Source organism: Stenotrophomonas sp. PD6 (assembly GCF_049199305.1).
Taxonomy (GTDB): domain Bacteria; phylum Pseudomonadota; class Gammaproteobacteria; order Xanthomonadales; family Xanthomonadaceae; genus Stenotrophomonas.
Genome location: NZ_JBLZQD010000002.1, coordinates 132,263 through 147,498 on the forward strand (window position 1 = coordinate 132,263; position 15,236 = coordinate 147,498).

Annotated in this window: 17 protein-coding genes; all 17 read left to right on the forward strand. The window is 67.2% G+C overall.

What is annotated here, in order from left to right; translation table 11 throughout:
- The first annotated feature begins 124 nt into the window (after positions 1–124).
- Positions 125–1,876, forward strand: a complete 1,752-nt coding sequence (gene aspS, locus ACOZHM_RS03545; protein ID WP_421567579.1) for an aspartate--tRNA ligase — start codon at positions 125–127, stop codon at positions 1,874–1,876.
- Positions 1,877–1,937: 61 nt separating this feature from the next.
- A complete protein-coding gene (locus tag ACOZHM_RS03550; RefSeq protein ID WP_421567580.1) occupies positions 1,938–2,282 on the forward strand; it encodes a DNA primase in 345 nt (114 codons plus the stop codon).
- A gap of 20 nt (positions 2,283–2,302) precedes the next feature.
- The gene (locus ACOZHM_RS03555) at positions 2,303–2,824 is read left to right on the forward strand and encodes a GNAT family N-acetyltransferase (protein ID WP_421567581.1); all 522 of its coding nucleotides are present in this window, start codon (positions 2,303–2,305) and stop codon (positions 2,822–2,824) included.
- A gap of 86 nt (positions 2,825–2,910) precedes the next feature.
- Complete coding sequence (locus tag ACOZHM_RS03560; protein WP_421567582.1) at positions 2,911–3,543, forward strand: esterase/lipase family protein; 633 nt, start codon at positions 2,911–2,913, stop codon at positions 3,541–3,543.
- A gap of 96 nt (positions 3,544–3,639) precedes the next feature.
- Complete coding sequence (locus ACOZHM_RS03565; protein ID WP_421567583.1) at positions 3,640–4,371, forward strand: YebC/PmpR family DNA-binding transcriptional regulator; 732 nt, start codon at positions 3,640–3,642, stop codon at positions 4,369–4,371.
- A 102-nt stretch (positions 4,372–4,473) separates the two neighbouring features.
- Positions 4,474–4,995, forward strand: a complete 522-nt coding sequence (gene ruvC / locus ACOZHM_RS03570; RefSeq protein WP_421567584.1) for a crossover junction endodeoxyribonuclease RuvC — start codon at positions 4,474–4,476, stop codon at positions 4,993–4,995.
- Between the two features lie 10 nt (positions 4,996–5,005).
- Positions 5,006–5,596: a Holliday junction branch migration protein RuvA gene (ruvA, locus tag ACOZHM_RS03575; RefSeq protein WP_421567585.1), complete on the forward strand. Its 591-nt coding sequence runs from the start codon at positions 5,006–5,008 to the stop codon at positions 5,594–5,596.
- A gap of 49 nt (positions 5,597–5,645) precedes the next feature.
- Entirely contained in the window at positions 5,646–7,565 is a 1,920-nt protein-coding gene (locus ACOZHM_RS03580) for a potassium transporter Kup (RefSeq protein ID WP_421567586.1), read from the forward strand.
- A 171-nt stretch (positions 7,566–7,736) separates the two neighbouring features.
- Positions 7,737–8,777, forward strand: coding sequence for a Holliday junction branch migration DNA helicase RuvB (gene ruvB, locus ACOZHM_RS03585; protein ID WP_421567587.1), 1,041 nt, complete (start codon positions 7,737–7,739; stop codon positions 8,775–8,777).
- Positions 8,767–9,198, forward strand: coding sequence for a tol-pal system-associated acyl-CoA thioesterase (ybgC, locus tag ACOZHM_RS03590; RefSeq protein WP_421567588.1), 432 nt, complete (start codon positions 8,767–8,769; stop codon positions 9,196–9,198). The genes ruvB and ybgC overlap by 11 nt, the downstream gene beginning before the upstream one ends.
- A gap of 10 nt (positions 9,199–9,208) precedes the next feature.
- Positions 9,209–9,988 (forward strand): protein TolQ, encoded by a 780-nt coding sequence (gene tolQ, locus ACOZHM_RS03595; RefSeq protein WP_421567589.1) that lies wholly within the window; start codon positions 9,209–9,211, stop codon positions 9,986–9,988.
- A gap of 23 nt (positions 9,989–10,011) precedes the next feature.
- Positions 10,012–10,440, forward strand: a complete 429-nt coding sequence (tolR, locus tag ACOZHM_RS03600; protein WP_421567590.1) for a protein TolR — start codon at positions 10,012–10,014, stop codon at positions 10,438–10,440.
- Entirely contained in the window at positions 10,430–11,488 is a 1,059-nt protein-coding gene (gene tolA, locus ACOZHM_RS03605) for a cell envelope integrity protein TolA (protein ID WP_421567591.1), read from the forward strand. Before tolR ends, tolA begins: the two co-directional genes overlap by 11 nt.
- Positions 11,489–11,672: 184 nt before the next feature.
- Positions 11,673–12,995, forward strand: coding sequence for a Tol-Pal system beta propeller repeat protein TolB (gene tolB / locus ACOZHM_RS03610; protein WP_421567592.1), 1,323 nt, complete (start codon positions 11,673–11,675; stop codon positions 12,993–12,995).
- A gap of 63 nt (positions 12,996–13,058) precedes the next feature.
- Positions 13,059–13,577, forward strand: coding sequence for a peptidoglycan-associated lipoprotein Pal (gene pal, locus ACOZHM_RS03615; protein WP_421567593.1), 519 nt, complete (start codon positions 13,059–13,061; stop codon positions 13,575–13,577).
- Positions 13,578–13,580: 3 nt separating this feature from the next.
- Positions 13,581–14,405 (forward strand): tol-pal system protein YbgF, encoded by an 825-nt coding sequence (gene ybgF, locus ACOZHM_RS03620; RefSeq protein WP_421567594.1) that lies wholly within the window; start codon positions 13,581–13,583, stop codon positions 14,403–14,405.
- A 118-nt stretch (positions 14,406–14,523) separates the two neighbouring features.
- Positions 14,524–15,222 carry a 7-carboxy-7-deazaguanine synthase QueE gene (queE, locus tag ACOZHM_RS03625; RefSeq protein ID WP_421567595.1) on the forward strand — a complete coding sequence of 233 codons (699 nt, stop codon included), beginning with the start codon at positions 14,524–14,526 and terminating at the stop codon, positions 15,220–15,222.
- Positions 15,223–15,236: the final 14 nt, after the last annotated feature.

Consider the following 15,236-nt stretch of genomic DNA (forward strand, 5'->3'; position numbering starts at 1 on the left):
ATAGGTCCGGGCCGCATCAAGCCCGTGTGACCATCCGGATTTGCCCGAACGGGTCGCCGGCCGCAGAATAACGGGCTGACCGGTGCTGCCTGGCGCCGGCAATCTTCTGCGGAGCGTTTCCCCCATGCGTACCCACTTCTGTGGCCTGGTCGACGAGACCCTGATTGGCCAGACTGTCACCCTCGCCGGCTGGACCGACGTAGCCCGCAATCTGGGCGGCGTGTGCTTCATCGATCTGCGCGATCATGAAGGCATCGTGCAGGTGACCGTGGAGCCGGAGAACGCGGACGTGTTCAAGGTGGCCGCCAGCCTGGGCTACGAGGACGTGCTGCAGGTCGAGGGCGTGGTGCGCAAGCGTCATGCGGTGAACGACAAGATCCGTACCGGCCAGGTCGAGATCGTGGCCACCCGCATCACCATCCTCAACAAGGCCGAGCCGCTGCCGTTCCACGCCCACGAGAACCCGGGCGAGGAAACCCGCCTCAAGTACCGCTACCTGGACCTGCGCCGCCCGGAAATGCAGCGCATGCAGCGCACCCGCATCAAGCTGGTGCAGGCGCTGCGCCGCCACCTCGATGGCGACGGCTTCCAGGACATCGAAACCCCGATCCTGACCAAGGCCACCCCGGAAGGCGCCCGCGACTTCCTGGTGCCGGCGCGCATGCACCCGGGCGAGTTCTACGCGCTGCCGCAGTCGCCGCAGCTGTTCAAGCAGATCCTGATGGTGGCCGGCTTCGACCGCTACTACCAGATCGCGCGCTGCTTCCGCGACGAGGCCCTGCGTGCCGACCGCCAGCTGGAATTCACCCAGCTGGACATGGAATTCGCCTTCGTGCGCGAGCGCGACGTGCAGGACTACGTGGAAGGCATGATCCGCGCCATTTTCAAGGAAGTGGTCGATGTGGAGCTGGCCGCCAGCTTCCCGCGCATGACCTGGGCCGAGGCGATGCGTCGCTATGGTTCGGACAAGCCGGACCTGCGCATCGCGCTGGAGCTGGTGGACGTGGCCGAGCTGGTCAAGACCAGTGAGTTCCCGGTGTTCACCGCCGCCGCCAGCGATGCCGACGGCCGCGTGGCTGCGCTGCGCATTCCCGGCGGCGCCAGCCTGTCGCGCAAGCAGATCGACGAATACGCCGCGCATGCCGCCAAGTACGGCGCCAAGGGCCTGGCCTACATCAAGATCGCCGACAACGGCGAAATCAGCTCGCCGATCGCCAAGTTCTTCAGCGAAGACGCGTTCGCCGCGCTGGTCGCGCACGTCGGCGCCGGCAACGGCGACATCGTGTTCTTCGGCGCCGGTGGCTACAACAAGGTGTCCGACTTCATGGGCGCCCTGCGCCTGAAGGCCGGCAAGGACTTCAACCTGGTCGCCGCCGGTTGGGCACCGCTGTGGGTCACCGACTTCCCGATGTTCGAGTACGACGACGAGGCCCAGCGCTACGTCGCCCTGCATCACCCCTTCACCGCCCCGGCGGTGGACGACATCGCCGACCTGCGCGCCAATGCGAAGACCGCCGTGTCGCGCGGCTATGACATGGTGCTCAACGGCAACGAGATCGGCGGCGGTTCGATCCGTATCCACCGTTCGGACATGCAGAGCACGGTGTTCGAGCTGCTCGGCATCGGCGCCGAAGAGGCCGAAGCCAAGTTCGGCTTCCTGCTCGACGCGCTGCGTTTCGGCGCGCCGCCGCACGGTGGCATCGCCTTCGGCATCGACCGTATCGCCGCGCTGATGGCCGGTACCGAGTCGATCCGCGACGTCATCCCGTTCCCGAAGACCACCGGCGCGCAGTGCCTGATGACCGGCGCCCCGTCGCCGATCCCGGACGAGCAGCTGGCCGAAGTGCATATCCAGGTCCGCCCGAAAAAACAATAATCGTCCGTAGCGCCGGGCTCTGCCCGGCGCCATTACCCTACATCGTCCAGGAGATCCAGCAGTGACCGAGTTTGCATTCGCAGTGGAATGGGAAAAGCTGGGCAACGTAGGCGCCGACGCCAACCTGGTGACCGAGCGCGCCCGCGTGTTCGGCGGCTGGCTGGTCCGCGTGGGCACCAACCCGGCCGCGATGGCGCTGACCTTCGTCGCCGATGGCGAGGGCCGCTGGGACGGTGAGGACTTCGGCGTCGAGGATTACGAGGACGACGAAGAGGAAGGCGACGAGGAAGACGAAGAGTACGAAGAAGGCGAGGAAGAGGAAGAGGAAGAAGACGAGGAAGAGTACGAGGACGAGGAAGACGAGGACGGCGAAGAGGAAGACGCCGCCAAGGGGACGCAGGCCTGAGGCCTGCCCCGGACCCGTCCATGTACACCATCCGCCGCGCCGGCCCCGAGGACGCACCGACCCTGTCGGTGCTGGCCGCCCGTACCTTCGTGGAAACCTTCGGCCATCTGTACCCGCCGCAGGACCTGCAGGACTTCCTCGACGAGTCCTATGCGGTGGAGCGCCAGCGCGTGATCCTGTCCCACCCGGACTACGCGGTGTGGCTGCTGGAGCTGGACGGGGTGGCCGTGGGCCACGCCGCCGCCGGCCCCTGCGGCCTGCCGCACCCGGACGTGCAGCCCGGTGACGGCGAGCTCAAGCGGCTGTACCTGATCAAGGACCAGCAGAGCTGTGGCTGGGGTAGCCGCCTGCTGGAAACCGCCCTGACCTGGCTGGAACGCGAGGGCCCGCGCACGCTGTGGCTGGGCGTGTGGTCGGAGAACTTCGGCGCGCAGCGCTTCTATGCCCGTTACGGCTTCCAGCGCGCCGGCGAGTACCTGTTCCCGGTGGGCCAGATCAACGACCTCGAATTCATCCTGCGTCGCCCGCCGACCGCTGCCTGAACGCGTTGGGCGGCTTCACCCGTCGTTCCCGCGTCCATTTGTCTAATGCAGCCGTTGGCTCCTGAAAGAAACGTTAGGCTGCGCACATGAATCCCCCCGTTTTACTGCTGCACGGCATCTGGAATGCCCGCGCCTGGGTCGGCCCGTTGGCCTGGCGCCTGCGCGCGCGCGGCTTCAGCGTGGACACCTTCGGTTACTCCAGTGTCTTCGGCGGCCCCGATGTCGCCGTGCCGCAGCTGCTTGAGCGCCTGCAGGGCAGCGGCCCGGTCTCGCTGGTCGGGCACAGCCTGGGCGGGCTGGTGGCGCTGGAGGCCCTGCGCCGCCAGCCGGACCTGCCGGTCTCGCGCGTGGTCTGCCTGGGCTCGCCGCTGCGCGGCAGCAGCACCGCGCGCTCGCTGGCCGACCATGGCTGGGCGCTGGCCCTGGGCCGCAGCAGCGGCATGCTGCTGGACGGCCTGCCGGCCTGGGAGGGCAGGGCGCAGGTCGGCCTGGTGGCCGGCTCGGTGCCGCATGGGCTGGGCAGTCTGCTGGGCGCCCTGGGCGAGTCCTCCGACGGCACCGTGGGGCTGGACGAGACCCGCCTGCCGGGCCTGGCCGACCATTGCGTGGTCCCGGCCAGCCACAGCGGGCTGGTGTTTTCCCCGGACGCGGCGCGCCAGACCGCCGCGTTCCTGCGCGACGGCTGCTTCCGCCACGACCGCGCCGCCCACGCCGCCTGAGGGTGCGACACCCTGCGGCGGCAGGATCTAACACGTACCCACCGGCCGATCAGGTAGAATCCGCGCCCTGTTCCTGACGCAAGCACGGAAACACCCATGGGTAGAGGCCCTTCCATCGAAAACCGCAAAAACGCGTCTGACGCGAAGCGCGGCAAGATTTTCACCAAGATCATCCGTGAGATCGGCGTCGCCGCGCGCGGCGGTGGAGGCGACCCCAACAACAACCCGCGCCTGCGGGTTGCCATGGACAAGGGCCTGGCCTCGAACATGTCCAAGGACGTGATCGAACGCGCCATCAAGAAGGCCACCGGCGAGCTGGAAGGCGTTGAATACGAAGAGATCCGCTACGAGGGCTATGCCCCCGGTGGCGTGGCCGTGATCGTGGACTGCCTGACCGACAACCGCGTGCGCACCGTGGCCGATGTCCGCCATGCGTTCAGCAAGTGCGGCGGCAACATGGGCACCGAAGGCTCGGTGTCCTTCATGTTCAAGCGCGTGGGCGTGCTGCACTTCGGTGCCGGCGCCAATGAGGAGAGCATCACCGAGGCGGCCATCGAGGCCGGCGCGGACGATATCGTGGTCTACCCCGAAGACGGCGCCATCGACGTGCTCACCGCCGCCGACAGCTACCACGCGGTCAAGGACGGGCTGGAAGCGGCCGGGCTGAAGCCCGACCACGCCGAGCTCACCTTCCGCGCGGACAACGACATCAAGGTCGAGGGCGACACCGCCCTGCAGGTCAAGAAGCTGCTGGACATGCTGGAAGACCTGGACGACGTGCAGGACGTGTTCTCCAACGCCGACCTCGGCGCGGACGCCTACGCCTGACCGTTTCGCCCCCGTCTCGCCAAGTGCGACGCGGGGGCGGACAATGCGGACCATGATGACTCCCGACGTTCCCTGCCATCGTTTCCGCCGCCGGCCTGCCGCATGATCCGCATTCTCGGCATCGACCCCGGTTCCCAGCGTACCGGGGTGGGCATCATTGACGTGGACCCGACCGGCAAGGTGCTGCACGTGCACCACCTGCCGCTGGTGCTGCTGGGCGCGGAGGACTTCCCGCAGCGCATGAAGGTGCTGGTGCTGGGCCTCAACGCGCTGGTGGAGGAATACCGCCCGCACGAAGTGGCCATCGAGAAGGTGTTCATGGCGCGCAACCCCGATTCGGCGTTGAAGCTGGGCCAGGCGCGCGGCGCGGCCATCTCGGCGGTGGTCATGCGCGACCTGCCGGTACACGAGTACGCGGCCAGTGAAATCAAGCTGGCCGTGGTCGGCCGCGGCGGCGCGGAAAAGCAACAGGTCCAACACATGGTCGGGCTTATGCTCAACCTGAAAACCAAGCTGCAGGCCGACGCCGCCGATGCGTTGGCCGTGGCCATCACCCACGCCCATGTACGGGCGACGGCGCAGCGCCTGGGTGTCAACACCCGCCAGGCGTGGGGCCGGAAATGAGGACATCTGCATGATTGGTCGTCTGCGCGGGATCCTGGCGTACAAGGCGCCGCCGTGGCTGCTGATCGACGTCAACGGCGTCGGTTACGAACTGGAGGCGCCGATGAGCACCTTCTACGACCTGCCCGAGCTGGGCCGCGAGGTCACCCTGTTCACCCACTACGCGCAGAAGGAAGACAGCGTTTCGCTGTACGGCTTCCTGCGCGAGGGCGAGCGCCGGCTGTTCCGCGACGTGCAGAAGGTGAGCGGTATCGGCGCCAAGATCGCGCTGGCGGTGCTGTCGGGCGTGAGCGTGGACGAGTTCGCGCGGATGCTGCAGGCCGGTGACATCACCGCGCTGACCCGTATTCCGGGCATCGGCAAGAAGACCGCCGAGCGAATGGTGCTGGAGCTGCGCGACCGCGCGGCCAACTTCGGTGGCGGCGGTGCGCCGATCGCTGGCGCGGCACCGGCCACCGACCCGGTGTCCGAGGCGACCGTGGCCCTGCAGCAACTGGGCTACAAGCCGGTCGAGGCGGCGCGCATGGCGCGCGATGCCAACGCCGAGGGCGACGATGTTGCCACCGTGATCCGCAAGGCCCTGCAGGCCGCGCTGCGCTGACCCGCGCGCCGGCCCTTTCCCTTTCCGACCGACGCCTTTCCGGAGTTCCATGTCCACCTCCTCCACCCAGCACGACAGCGGCCACCACGGGCACGGCCATGCGCCGGCCGCCAGCGGCCTGGCGCTGATCGTCGGCGCCATCGGCGTGGTATTCGGCGACATCGGCACCAGCCCGCTGTACACGCTGAAGGAAGCGTTTTCGCCGCATTACGGCCTCAACAGCGACCACGACACGGTGCTGGGCGTGCTGTCGCTGGCGTTCTGGGCGCTGAACATCGTGGTGACGCTGAAGTACGTCACCATCATCATGCGCGCCGACAACGACGGCGAGGGCGGCATCATGGCGCTGATGGCGTTGACCCAGCGCACCCTGCGCAACGGCTCGCGCTCGGCCTACGTGGTGGGCATCCTCGGCATCTTCGGCGCCTCGCTGTTCTTTGGCGACGGCGTCATCACCCCGGCCATCTCCGTGCTGGGCGCGGTCGAAGGCCTGGAGGTGGCCGCGCCGGGGCTGCATGCCTTCATCGTGCCGATCACCGTGGTGGTGCTGCTGGCCGTGTTCGCGGTGCAGCGCTTCGGCACCGAGAAGATCGGCAAGCTGTTCGGGCCGATCACCTCGATCTGGTTCATTTCGCTGGCCGCGATCGGCATCTGGAACATCATCGATTCGCCTGAAGTGCTCAAGGCCTTCAACCCGATGTGGGCGCTGCGCTTCTTCATGGAGCACGGCTGGCACGGCATCTTCATCCTCGGCGCGGTGGTGCTGGCGGTGACCGGTGGCGAGGCGCTCTACGCCGACATGGGCCACTTCGGGGCCAAGCCGATCCGCCATGCCTGGTACTTCTTCGTGCTGCCGTGCCTGGTGCTGAACTACCTGGGGCAGGGCGCGCTGGTGCTCAACAACCCCGAAGCGGTGAAGAACCCGTTCTTCGAGGCGGTGCCGGAGTGGGCGCTGTACCCGATGATCATCCTGGCCACCATGGCCGCGGTGATCGCCTCGCAGTCGGTCATCACCGGCGCGTTCTCGGTCTCGCGCCAGGCCATGCAGCTGGGCTACATCCCGCGCATGCGCATCACCCATACGTCGCACGACACCATCGGCCAGATCTACATTCCCGGCATCAACTGGGGCATCGCGGTGATGGTGATCGGGCTGGTGCTGGCGTTCCGCAGCTCCTCCAACCTGGCCGTGGCGTACGGCATCTCGGTGTCGGCCACCATGCTGATCGACACCCTGCTGCTGGCGCTGGTGGCCCGCGCGCTGTGGCCGACCTCGCGCTACTGGATCATTCCGCTGTGCGTGGTGTTCTTCATCATCGACCTGGGCTTTGTCATCGCCAACGGCGCCAAGCTGCTGCAGGGCGCGTGGTTCCCGGTGGTGCTGGGCATCGTGCTGTTCACCATGATGCGCACTTGGCGGCGTGGCCGCGAGCTGCTGCGCGATGAGATCCGCAAGGACGGCATCCGCCTGGATACCTTCCTGCCCGGGCTGATGCTGGCGCCGCCGGTGCGCGTGCCGGGCACCGCGGTGTTCCTCACCGCCGACCCGTCGGTGGCCCCGCATGCGCTGATGCACAACCTCAAGCACAACAAGGTGCTGCACGAGCGCAACGTGTTCCTGCACGTGGAAACCCTGCCCATTCCGTATGCGATGGAGGGCCAGCGCCTGAAGATCGAATCGGTGGGCGACGAGTTCTACCGCGTGTTCGTCCGCTTCGGCTTCATGGAGACCCCGGACGTGCCGCTGGCGCTGATGCGCTCGTGCGACCACGGCGGCATCTACTTCGACCCGATGGACACCACCTTCTTCGCCAGCCGCGAGACCATCGTGGCCACCGCCAACCGCGGCATGCCGATCTGGCGCGACAAGCTGTTCGCGCTGATGCATCGGAACGCGGCGCCGGCGACCGGGTTCTTCCGGATTCCGGGAAACAGGCTGGTCGAACTTGGTGCCCAGGTAGAGATCTGACTGCGTCAGCTCTCTACCTGCGGCCCATGGCATTCCACCTTATCCCCCCGCCTTCGGCGCGCCCCCTTGAACAACAAGGGGGCTCTCCACCAGATGCATTCTCGGTAGCGGCGGCCGTTGGCCGGCCCTCGCAGAACCCCGAAACGAGCGCTGTTGCCGCATAATCCGGATATGACTGACGACCGCATCATCGGCGCTGGTGCCACCCGCGAGGATGACACCACCGACGCCAGCATCCGCCCCAAGCGCATGGCCGATTACCTCGGCCAGGCCCCGGTGCGCGAGCAGCTGTCGATCTACATCGAAGCGGCCAAGGCCCGTGGCGATGCGCTGGACCATGTGCTGATCTTCGGGCCACCGGGCCTGGGCAAGACCACGCTGAGCCACGTGATCGCCAACGAGCTGGGCGTGGCGCTGCGGGTGACCTCCGGGCCGGTGATCGAGAAGGCTGGCGACCTGGCCGCGCTGCTCACCAACCTGCAGCCGCATGACGTGCTGTTCATCGACGAAATCCACCGCCTCTCGCCCGTGGTCGAGGAAGTGCTGTACCCGGCGATGGAAGACTTCCAGATCGACATCATGATCGGCGAGGGCCCCGCGGCCCGCTCGATCAAGATCGACCTGCCGCCGTTCACCCTGATTGGCGCCACCACCCGGGCCGGCCTGCTGACCGCGCCGCTGCGCGACCGCTTCGGCATCGTGCACCGGCTGGAGTTCTACACCCCCGAGGAGCTGACGAAGATCGTGCGGCGCTCGGCGGCGATACTCGGCATCGACTGCACCGCCGAAGGCGCGGCGGAAATCGCGCGGCGCTCGCGCGGCACCCCGCGTATCGCCAACCGGCTGCTGCGCCGGGTCCGCGACTTCGCCCAGGTCAAGGCCGCCGGCCACATCGACCAGGACGTGGCGCAGGCCGCCATGCAGATGCTGAAGGTCGATCCGGAAGGCTTCGACGACCTCGACCGGCGCATGCTCCGGACCCTGATCGATTTCTTCGACGGCGGCCCGGTGGGCGTGGAATCGATGGCGGCGGCCCTGTCCGAGGAGCGGGGCACGCTCGAGGACGTGGTCGAGCCCTACCTGATCCAGCAGGGCTTCCTGGTGCGTACCGCGCGCGGCCGCATGGCCACGCAGAAGGCCTACCGCCACCTGGGATTGAAGCCGAAGAACCCGCCGGCCGACCTGTTCGCGGAGTCGATCAATGGTGATTGATCCCCGGTTCAGTTGGCCGACACGCATATATTGGGAAGATACCGACGCTGGCGGGGTGGTCTACCACGCCCGCTACGTGGCCTTCATGGAACGGGCGCGCACCGAATGGATGCGGGCCTTGGGCTTCGGCCAGGAACGCACGCGCATCGAGTATGGGCTGGTGTTTGCGGTGCGCTCGATGACCATGGAGTTCCTCAAGCCGGCGCGGCTGGACGATGCGCTGGAAGTGAGCGCCCGGCTGGTGCAGTGCAAGCGCGCCAGCATGGTGTTCGAACAGGCGGTGTGTCGCGGCGATGAAACGCTGCTGACCGCGCAGGTGAAGATCGCGGCATTGGACGCTTCCACATTCAAACCGCGCGGCATGGACGATGATCTCCATGCCGTGTTGAAAACCCACGAATTTCTAGTATCCGCACACTGAGGAACAACGGATGATCGCAATGCTCCTGGCCCTGCAGGCCACGGTGACCGAGGCGCTGCCGCAGGAAGTCACCAGCGCCGCGGCGCAGACGGTCGCCCAAGCCGCGCATGGCGGTGGCATCAACTACCTGGACCTGATGATCAAGGCCAGCCTGCCGGTGAAGCTCATCGTGCTGCTGCTGCTGGCCGGTTCGTTCATCAGCTGGGTGATCATCTTCCGCAAGGCGCGCGTGTTCAACGTGGCCAACCGCGAAGCCGACGAGTTCGAAAGCCGCTTCTGGTCCGGCGCGGACCTGGGCAAGCTGTACAGCGCCGCCACCGACCGCAACCGCAAGGTGGGCGGGCTGGAGGCGATCTTCGAGGCCGGTTTCCGCGAGTTCACCCGCCTGCGCGACAAGCGCCGCCTGGACAGCCGCGCGCAGCTCGAAGGCGCCCAGCGCGCCATGCGCACCACCTACACCCGCGAAGTGGACCAGATGGAGCGCAGCCTGGAGCTGCTGGCCAACATCGGCTCGACCGCGCCCTACGTGGGCCTGGTCGGCACCGTGTTCGGCATCATGGTGACCATGCACGACATGATCAACAGCGGTGAGCAGGCCGGTATCGCCTCGGTCGCGCCGGGTATCTCCGAAGCGCTGTTCGCTACCGCCATCGGCCTGTTCGTGGCCATCCCGGCGGTGTGGGCCTACAACCGCTTCACCACCCGCGTCGAGCGCCTGTCGGTCCGCTTCGAGACCTTCGCCGAAGAGTTCAGCTCGATCCTGCAGCGCCAGTCCGCAGGCGACGAGTAAGCGCCGAGCACAAGGATCCTGCCATGACCGCTGCCATCGGCCGCCGCAAGCGCCGCAAGCTCAAATCCGAAATCAACGTCGTCCCGTACATCGACGTCATGCTGGTGCTGCTGATCATCTTCATGGTCACCGCGCCACTGCTGACGCTGAGCTTCGAGGTGGACCTGCCCAGTTCGCAGGCCAAGGCCCTGGAGAGCAAGCAGGACCCGGTGATCGTCTCGGTGCGCCTGGACGGCCAGCTCAGCCTCAAGCTGCCCGAAGCCAAGGAGCCGGCGCCCATGGACGCCGCCCAACTGCAGGCGCAGCTCGGCGCGCTCGCCGCGCAGGACAAGAACCTGCGCGTGATCGTGGCCGCCGACAAGGCCGTGGCGTACGAAAAAGTGGTCGCGGCGATGGACGTGATCAAGCGCGCCAATGTTGAAAAGGTGGGTCTGGCGACCGATGCACGCTGAAGCCCTGCCACCGCAGCGCCAGCCGGAAGGCGAGTGGGGCCTGCCGATCGCGCTCGCGGTCTTGGTCCACGTCCTGCTCGCGCTGGTGTTCATCGCCGCGTGGCTGTGGTCGCCCCAGCGCAGCACCGAGGCCGCCGCCGGTGATCCGGCCATCGAAGCCAGCCTGCAGCTGTCGGCCTCCGAGGCCGCCGCCGCACGCCAGGCCCTGCGCGCCTCGGAAAAACTGCCCGACCTGCCCGAGCCGGTGGCCGAGCCGACCCCGGTCGAAGAAGACACCGTGCCGCCGCCGCAGCCGCTGCCCGAGCCGCGCCCGCAGGACGCGCCGACCCCGCAGCAGCAGAACGCCCAGGAACGCATCGCCCAGCCCGACACGGTCGACCAGGCCGCGGTCAACGCGATGTCGATCTCGGCCGAGAAGGCCAAGCAGGAACAGGAAGCCAAGCGCCGCCAGGAGCAGATCGACCTGACCGAGCGCAAGCGCGTGGAAGAGGCCGAGCAGAAGCTGCGCCTGGCCAAGCAGCAGGAAGAGGCCGACCAGAAGAAAAAGTTGGCCGAGCAGGAACAGAAGGCCAACGACGCCAAGGCGGCGGAAACCGCGAAGAAGCTGGCTGAGATCCGCGCCAAGCGGGCCCAGCAGGAAAGTGAAATCAAGCGCGCCGAGGCGAAGCTCCGCGAGGTGACCGCCGCGCGGGCCGCCGCAGGTGCATCGACGGCGGGCTCCAGCGGGGCCGCGCAACCGGCTGCCGGTGGAGGTGGCACCAGCGACGACCTGGCCGCCAAGTACGCCGCTGCCATCCAGCAGAAGGTGTTGGCGCAGTGGCAGCGCCCGGACTCGGTGCCGCAGGGGCAGAAGTGCCAGATCGTGATCACCCAGATTCCGGGTGGCCAGGTGCTGCAGGCCAAGGTAAGCCCGAGTTGCCCGTTCGATGAGGCCGGCAAGCGCTCGATCGAAGCGGCTGTCTTGAACGCCCAACCCTTGCCTTACCGTGGGTTCGAGACGGTCTTCGCGCGCACGATCAACTTCAACTTCACCGCTCAGGATCGCTGATTCCGGCTGCGCGGGCGTCGATTGTGCTGGCCGCCAGGGCCAGCGCAGCGACGTTGTTCGTTAACGAACGGTGATTTTGCGGGCCGTGACCACTCGGATTTCACACCCGGTTGGTTCATGATTGCGAAACTGTTCACCGCACTGCTGTTATCCCTCGTTCTGGTTTTCCCCCTATAGAGCGCCCATGAAGAAGATGCCTCGCTGGTTTGCCGTGTTCGCGGCATTGTTGTTCCTGCCTCTTGCCGCCGCCGCGCAGCAGCGTGGCCTGGATATCGACATCATTGGCGGCAACGCCTCCGCCACGCCGATCACCGTGGTTCCCATGCCCTACCAGGGCTCGGCCGCCGCACCCACGACCGACGTCGCCGCCGTGATCCGGGCCGATCTGGACCGTTCCGGCCAGTTCCGCAACCTGCCTGAAGCGCAGATTGTTGAGAAGCCGACCCGTGGCAGCGAGATCCAGTTCGCCACCTGGCGCGCGCTGAAGCAGAACTACATCGTGGTGGGCCGGGTGATGGACGCCGGTGCCGGCGCCTACCGCGTCGAATACGAGCTGTACGACGTGCCCAAGGGCGAGCGCCTGCTCGGCCTGGCCATGACCGCCCGTGGCACCGCCATGCGCGACGTGGCCCACCAGATGGCCGACGCCATCTACGAAAAGATCACCGGTGTCCGCGGCGCCTTCTGGACCCGCATCGCCTACGTGACCGCCAGCGGCAAGGGCGACGCCATGCGCTATGCGCTGATGGTGGCCGACTCGGACGGCTTCAACCCGCAGGTGATCGTGCGTTCGGCCGAGCCGCTGCTGTCGCCGTCGTGGAGCCCGGATGGCACCCGCCTGGCCTATGTCAGCTTCGAGCGTGGCAATTCGGCGATTTACATCCAGAACATCTCCACCGGCGCCCGTGAGCTGGTCACCAGCTTCCGCGGCATCAACAGCGCCCCGTCGTTCTCCCCGGACGGCCGCCGCCTGGCCCTGTCGCTGTCGCGCAGCGGCAACCCGGAAATCTACGTGATGGACCTGGGCAGCAAGCAGCTGACCCAGCTGACCAACCACTTCGCCATCGACACCGAGCCGACCTGGAGCGCAGACGGTTCCAGCGTCTACTTCACCTCCGACCGTGGCGGCCGTCCGCAGATCTATCAGGTCCCGGCCAGCGGCGGCAGCGCCTCGCGCGTGACCTTCCAGGGCAATTACAACGCCACCCCGAGCCTGTCCTACGACGGCAAGAAGCTGGCCGTCGCCCAGGGCAGCGGCAACACCTACAAGATCGCGTTGATGGACAGCAGCCTGGGTTCCCCGCGCTGGAGCACGCTGTCGCCGGGTTCGCTTGACGAGTCGCCCAGTTTTGCGCCCAACGCCAGCATGTTGTTGTACGCCGCCCGCGAGGGTGGGCGTGGCGTGTTGTATGCCGTATCGGCTGATGGGCGCGTGCGCCAGCGGCTGGTGCTGGCCGACGGTGATGTTCGCGAACCTTCTTGGTCGCCATACCGTACAAAGCGCTAACAGAGTGTTAAGATTTCCGCCGTATTCATCCCACATCCGGCTTTAGGAGCCTCAAGGTACCCCATGAACAAGACCTCCCGCGTTTTGCTTGTCTCCCTGTTGTCCGTGGCCGTCCTGGCCGGTTGCACCAAGAAGGTGAAGGAACAGCCGGCTTCGCAGGTTGACACCGGCACCGGCACCACCCAGCCGACCGGCCCGTCGACCTCCGGCCTGTTCGGCCCGGGCGACCTGGACACCAACGCCTGCCTGCGTCAGCGCGTGGTTCTGTTCGACCTGGACCAGGACACCCTGCGTCCGGAATTCCAGGAAGTCATGGCGTGCCACGCCAAGTACCTGCGTGACCGTCCGTCGGCCCGCATCACCCTGCAGGGCCACGCCGATGAGCGCGGTTCGCGCGCTTACAACCAGGCCCTGGGCGAGCGTCGTGGCAATGGCGTGTCCTCGGCGCTGCAGGCCAACGGTGGCTCGGCTTCGCAGCTGACCGTCGTGTCCTACGGTGAAGAGCGTCCGGTCTGCACCGAGTCGAACGAAGGTTGCTGGTCGCAGAACCGTCGCGTCGAAATCGTCTACACCGCGCAGTAATCCATGCGCATTGGCATCAAATCCCTGATGCTGGTCGTTGCGGCAGCCCTCGTGGCTGCCGCACCGGCGCAGGCCCAGCGGCAGAGCCTGGCCGACCGCGTTGGCGCGCTCGAGCAGCAGGCCAACAACAACAGCTCCGCCCAGGACCTGTTGAACCAGGTCAACCAGCTCCGCCAGCAGATGCAGCAGCTGCAGAGCACCGTTGAGCAGCTCCAGCACGAAAACGCCCAGCTGAAGCAGACCTCGCAGGACCAGTACCTGGACCTGGACGGGCGTCTGAACCGTATTGAAGGTGGCTCCGCCCCGTTGCTTCCGGCCGCTCCGGCCGCGAACGCCCCGGCTGCCGCCCCCAAGCCCGCTGCACCGAAACCGGCAACGGCCGCTACCGAGCGGCCGCCCTCCGTGCACGGAGACCCGGGCAGTCTCGCCGCCACCGGCGACGAGCGAACCGCGTACAACGTCGCCTTCGACTCGCTCAAGGCCGGCAAGTACGAGGATTCGGCCCAGTTGTTCCTGAGCTTCCTCGAGCTGTACCCCAACGGCGTCTACACCCCCAACGCGTTGTACTGGCTGGGTGAAAGCTACTACGCCACCCGCAATTTCCCGCTGGCTGAGGCGCAGTTCCGCGACCTCATCTCGCGCTACCCGACCCACGACAAGGCGTCCGGTGGCCTGCTCAAGATCGGCCTGTCGCAGTATGGCGAAGGCAAGGTCGACCAGGCCCAGGCAACCCTGGAGCAGGTTGTGAGCACCTATCCCGGCTCGGACGCCGCGCGCACCGCGCAGGACCGTCTGCAGGCCATCCGCCTCGGCCAGCAGGTCCGCTGAGGCCCCAACCGGCCAAGGCCGGTATAATCACAGGTTGGCCCGCCGTGTACGGGCCTTGTAGAGCCAGGCCATGCCTGGCTGCTCTCGTTTCCGACGTAGCATCTCAAGAACCGCCCAAATGACCACCACCCTGTCCGCCGCCGCCGCGCTCCCCAGCGAGATCGTGCAGTCGCCCCTGCCACGGCTGAAGATCACCGAGATCTTCACCTCCCTGCAGGGCGAAGCCGATACCGCCGGCTGGCCGACCGTGTTCGTGCGCCTGACCGGCTGCCCGCTGCGCTGCACCTACTGCGACACCGCCTACGCCTTCCATGGCGGCACCTGGTGGGACATCGACGAGATCGTGCGCGAGGTGCTGGCCCAGGGCGTGCACCACGTCTGCGTGACCGGCGGCGAGCCGCTGGCGCAGAAGCGCTGCCTGGTGCTGCTGGAGAAGCTGTGCGACGCCGGCCTGGACGTCTCGCTGGAGACCTCCGGTGCGCTGGACGTCAGCGCCGTGGACCCGCGCGTATCGCGCGTGGTGGACCTGAAGACGCCGGGTTCCGGCGAAATGGCCCGCAACCGCCTGGAGAACCTGCCGCTGCTCACCCGCCGCGACCAGATCAAGTTCGTGCTGTGCAGCCGCGAGGACTACGACTGGGCGCGCGGCATGGTGCGCGAGCACCGCTTGAACGAGCGCTCCATGGTGCTGTTCTCGCCCAGCAAGGGCCAGATCAGCCCGCGCCAGCTGGCCGACTGGATCGTCGAAGACCGCCTGCCGGTGCGCTTCCAGATGCAGCTGCATAAAATTCTATGGGATGACGAGCCCGGGCGCTGAGCCCGCTCGCCATG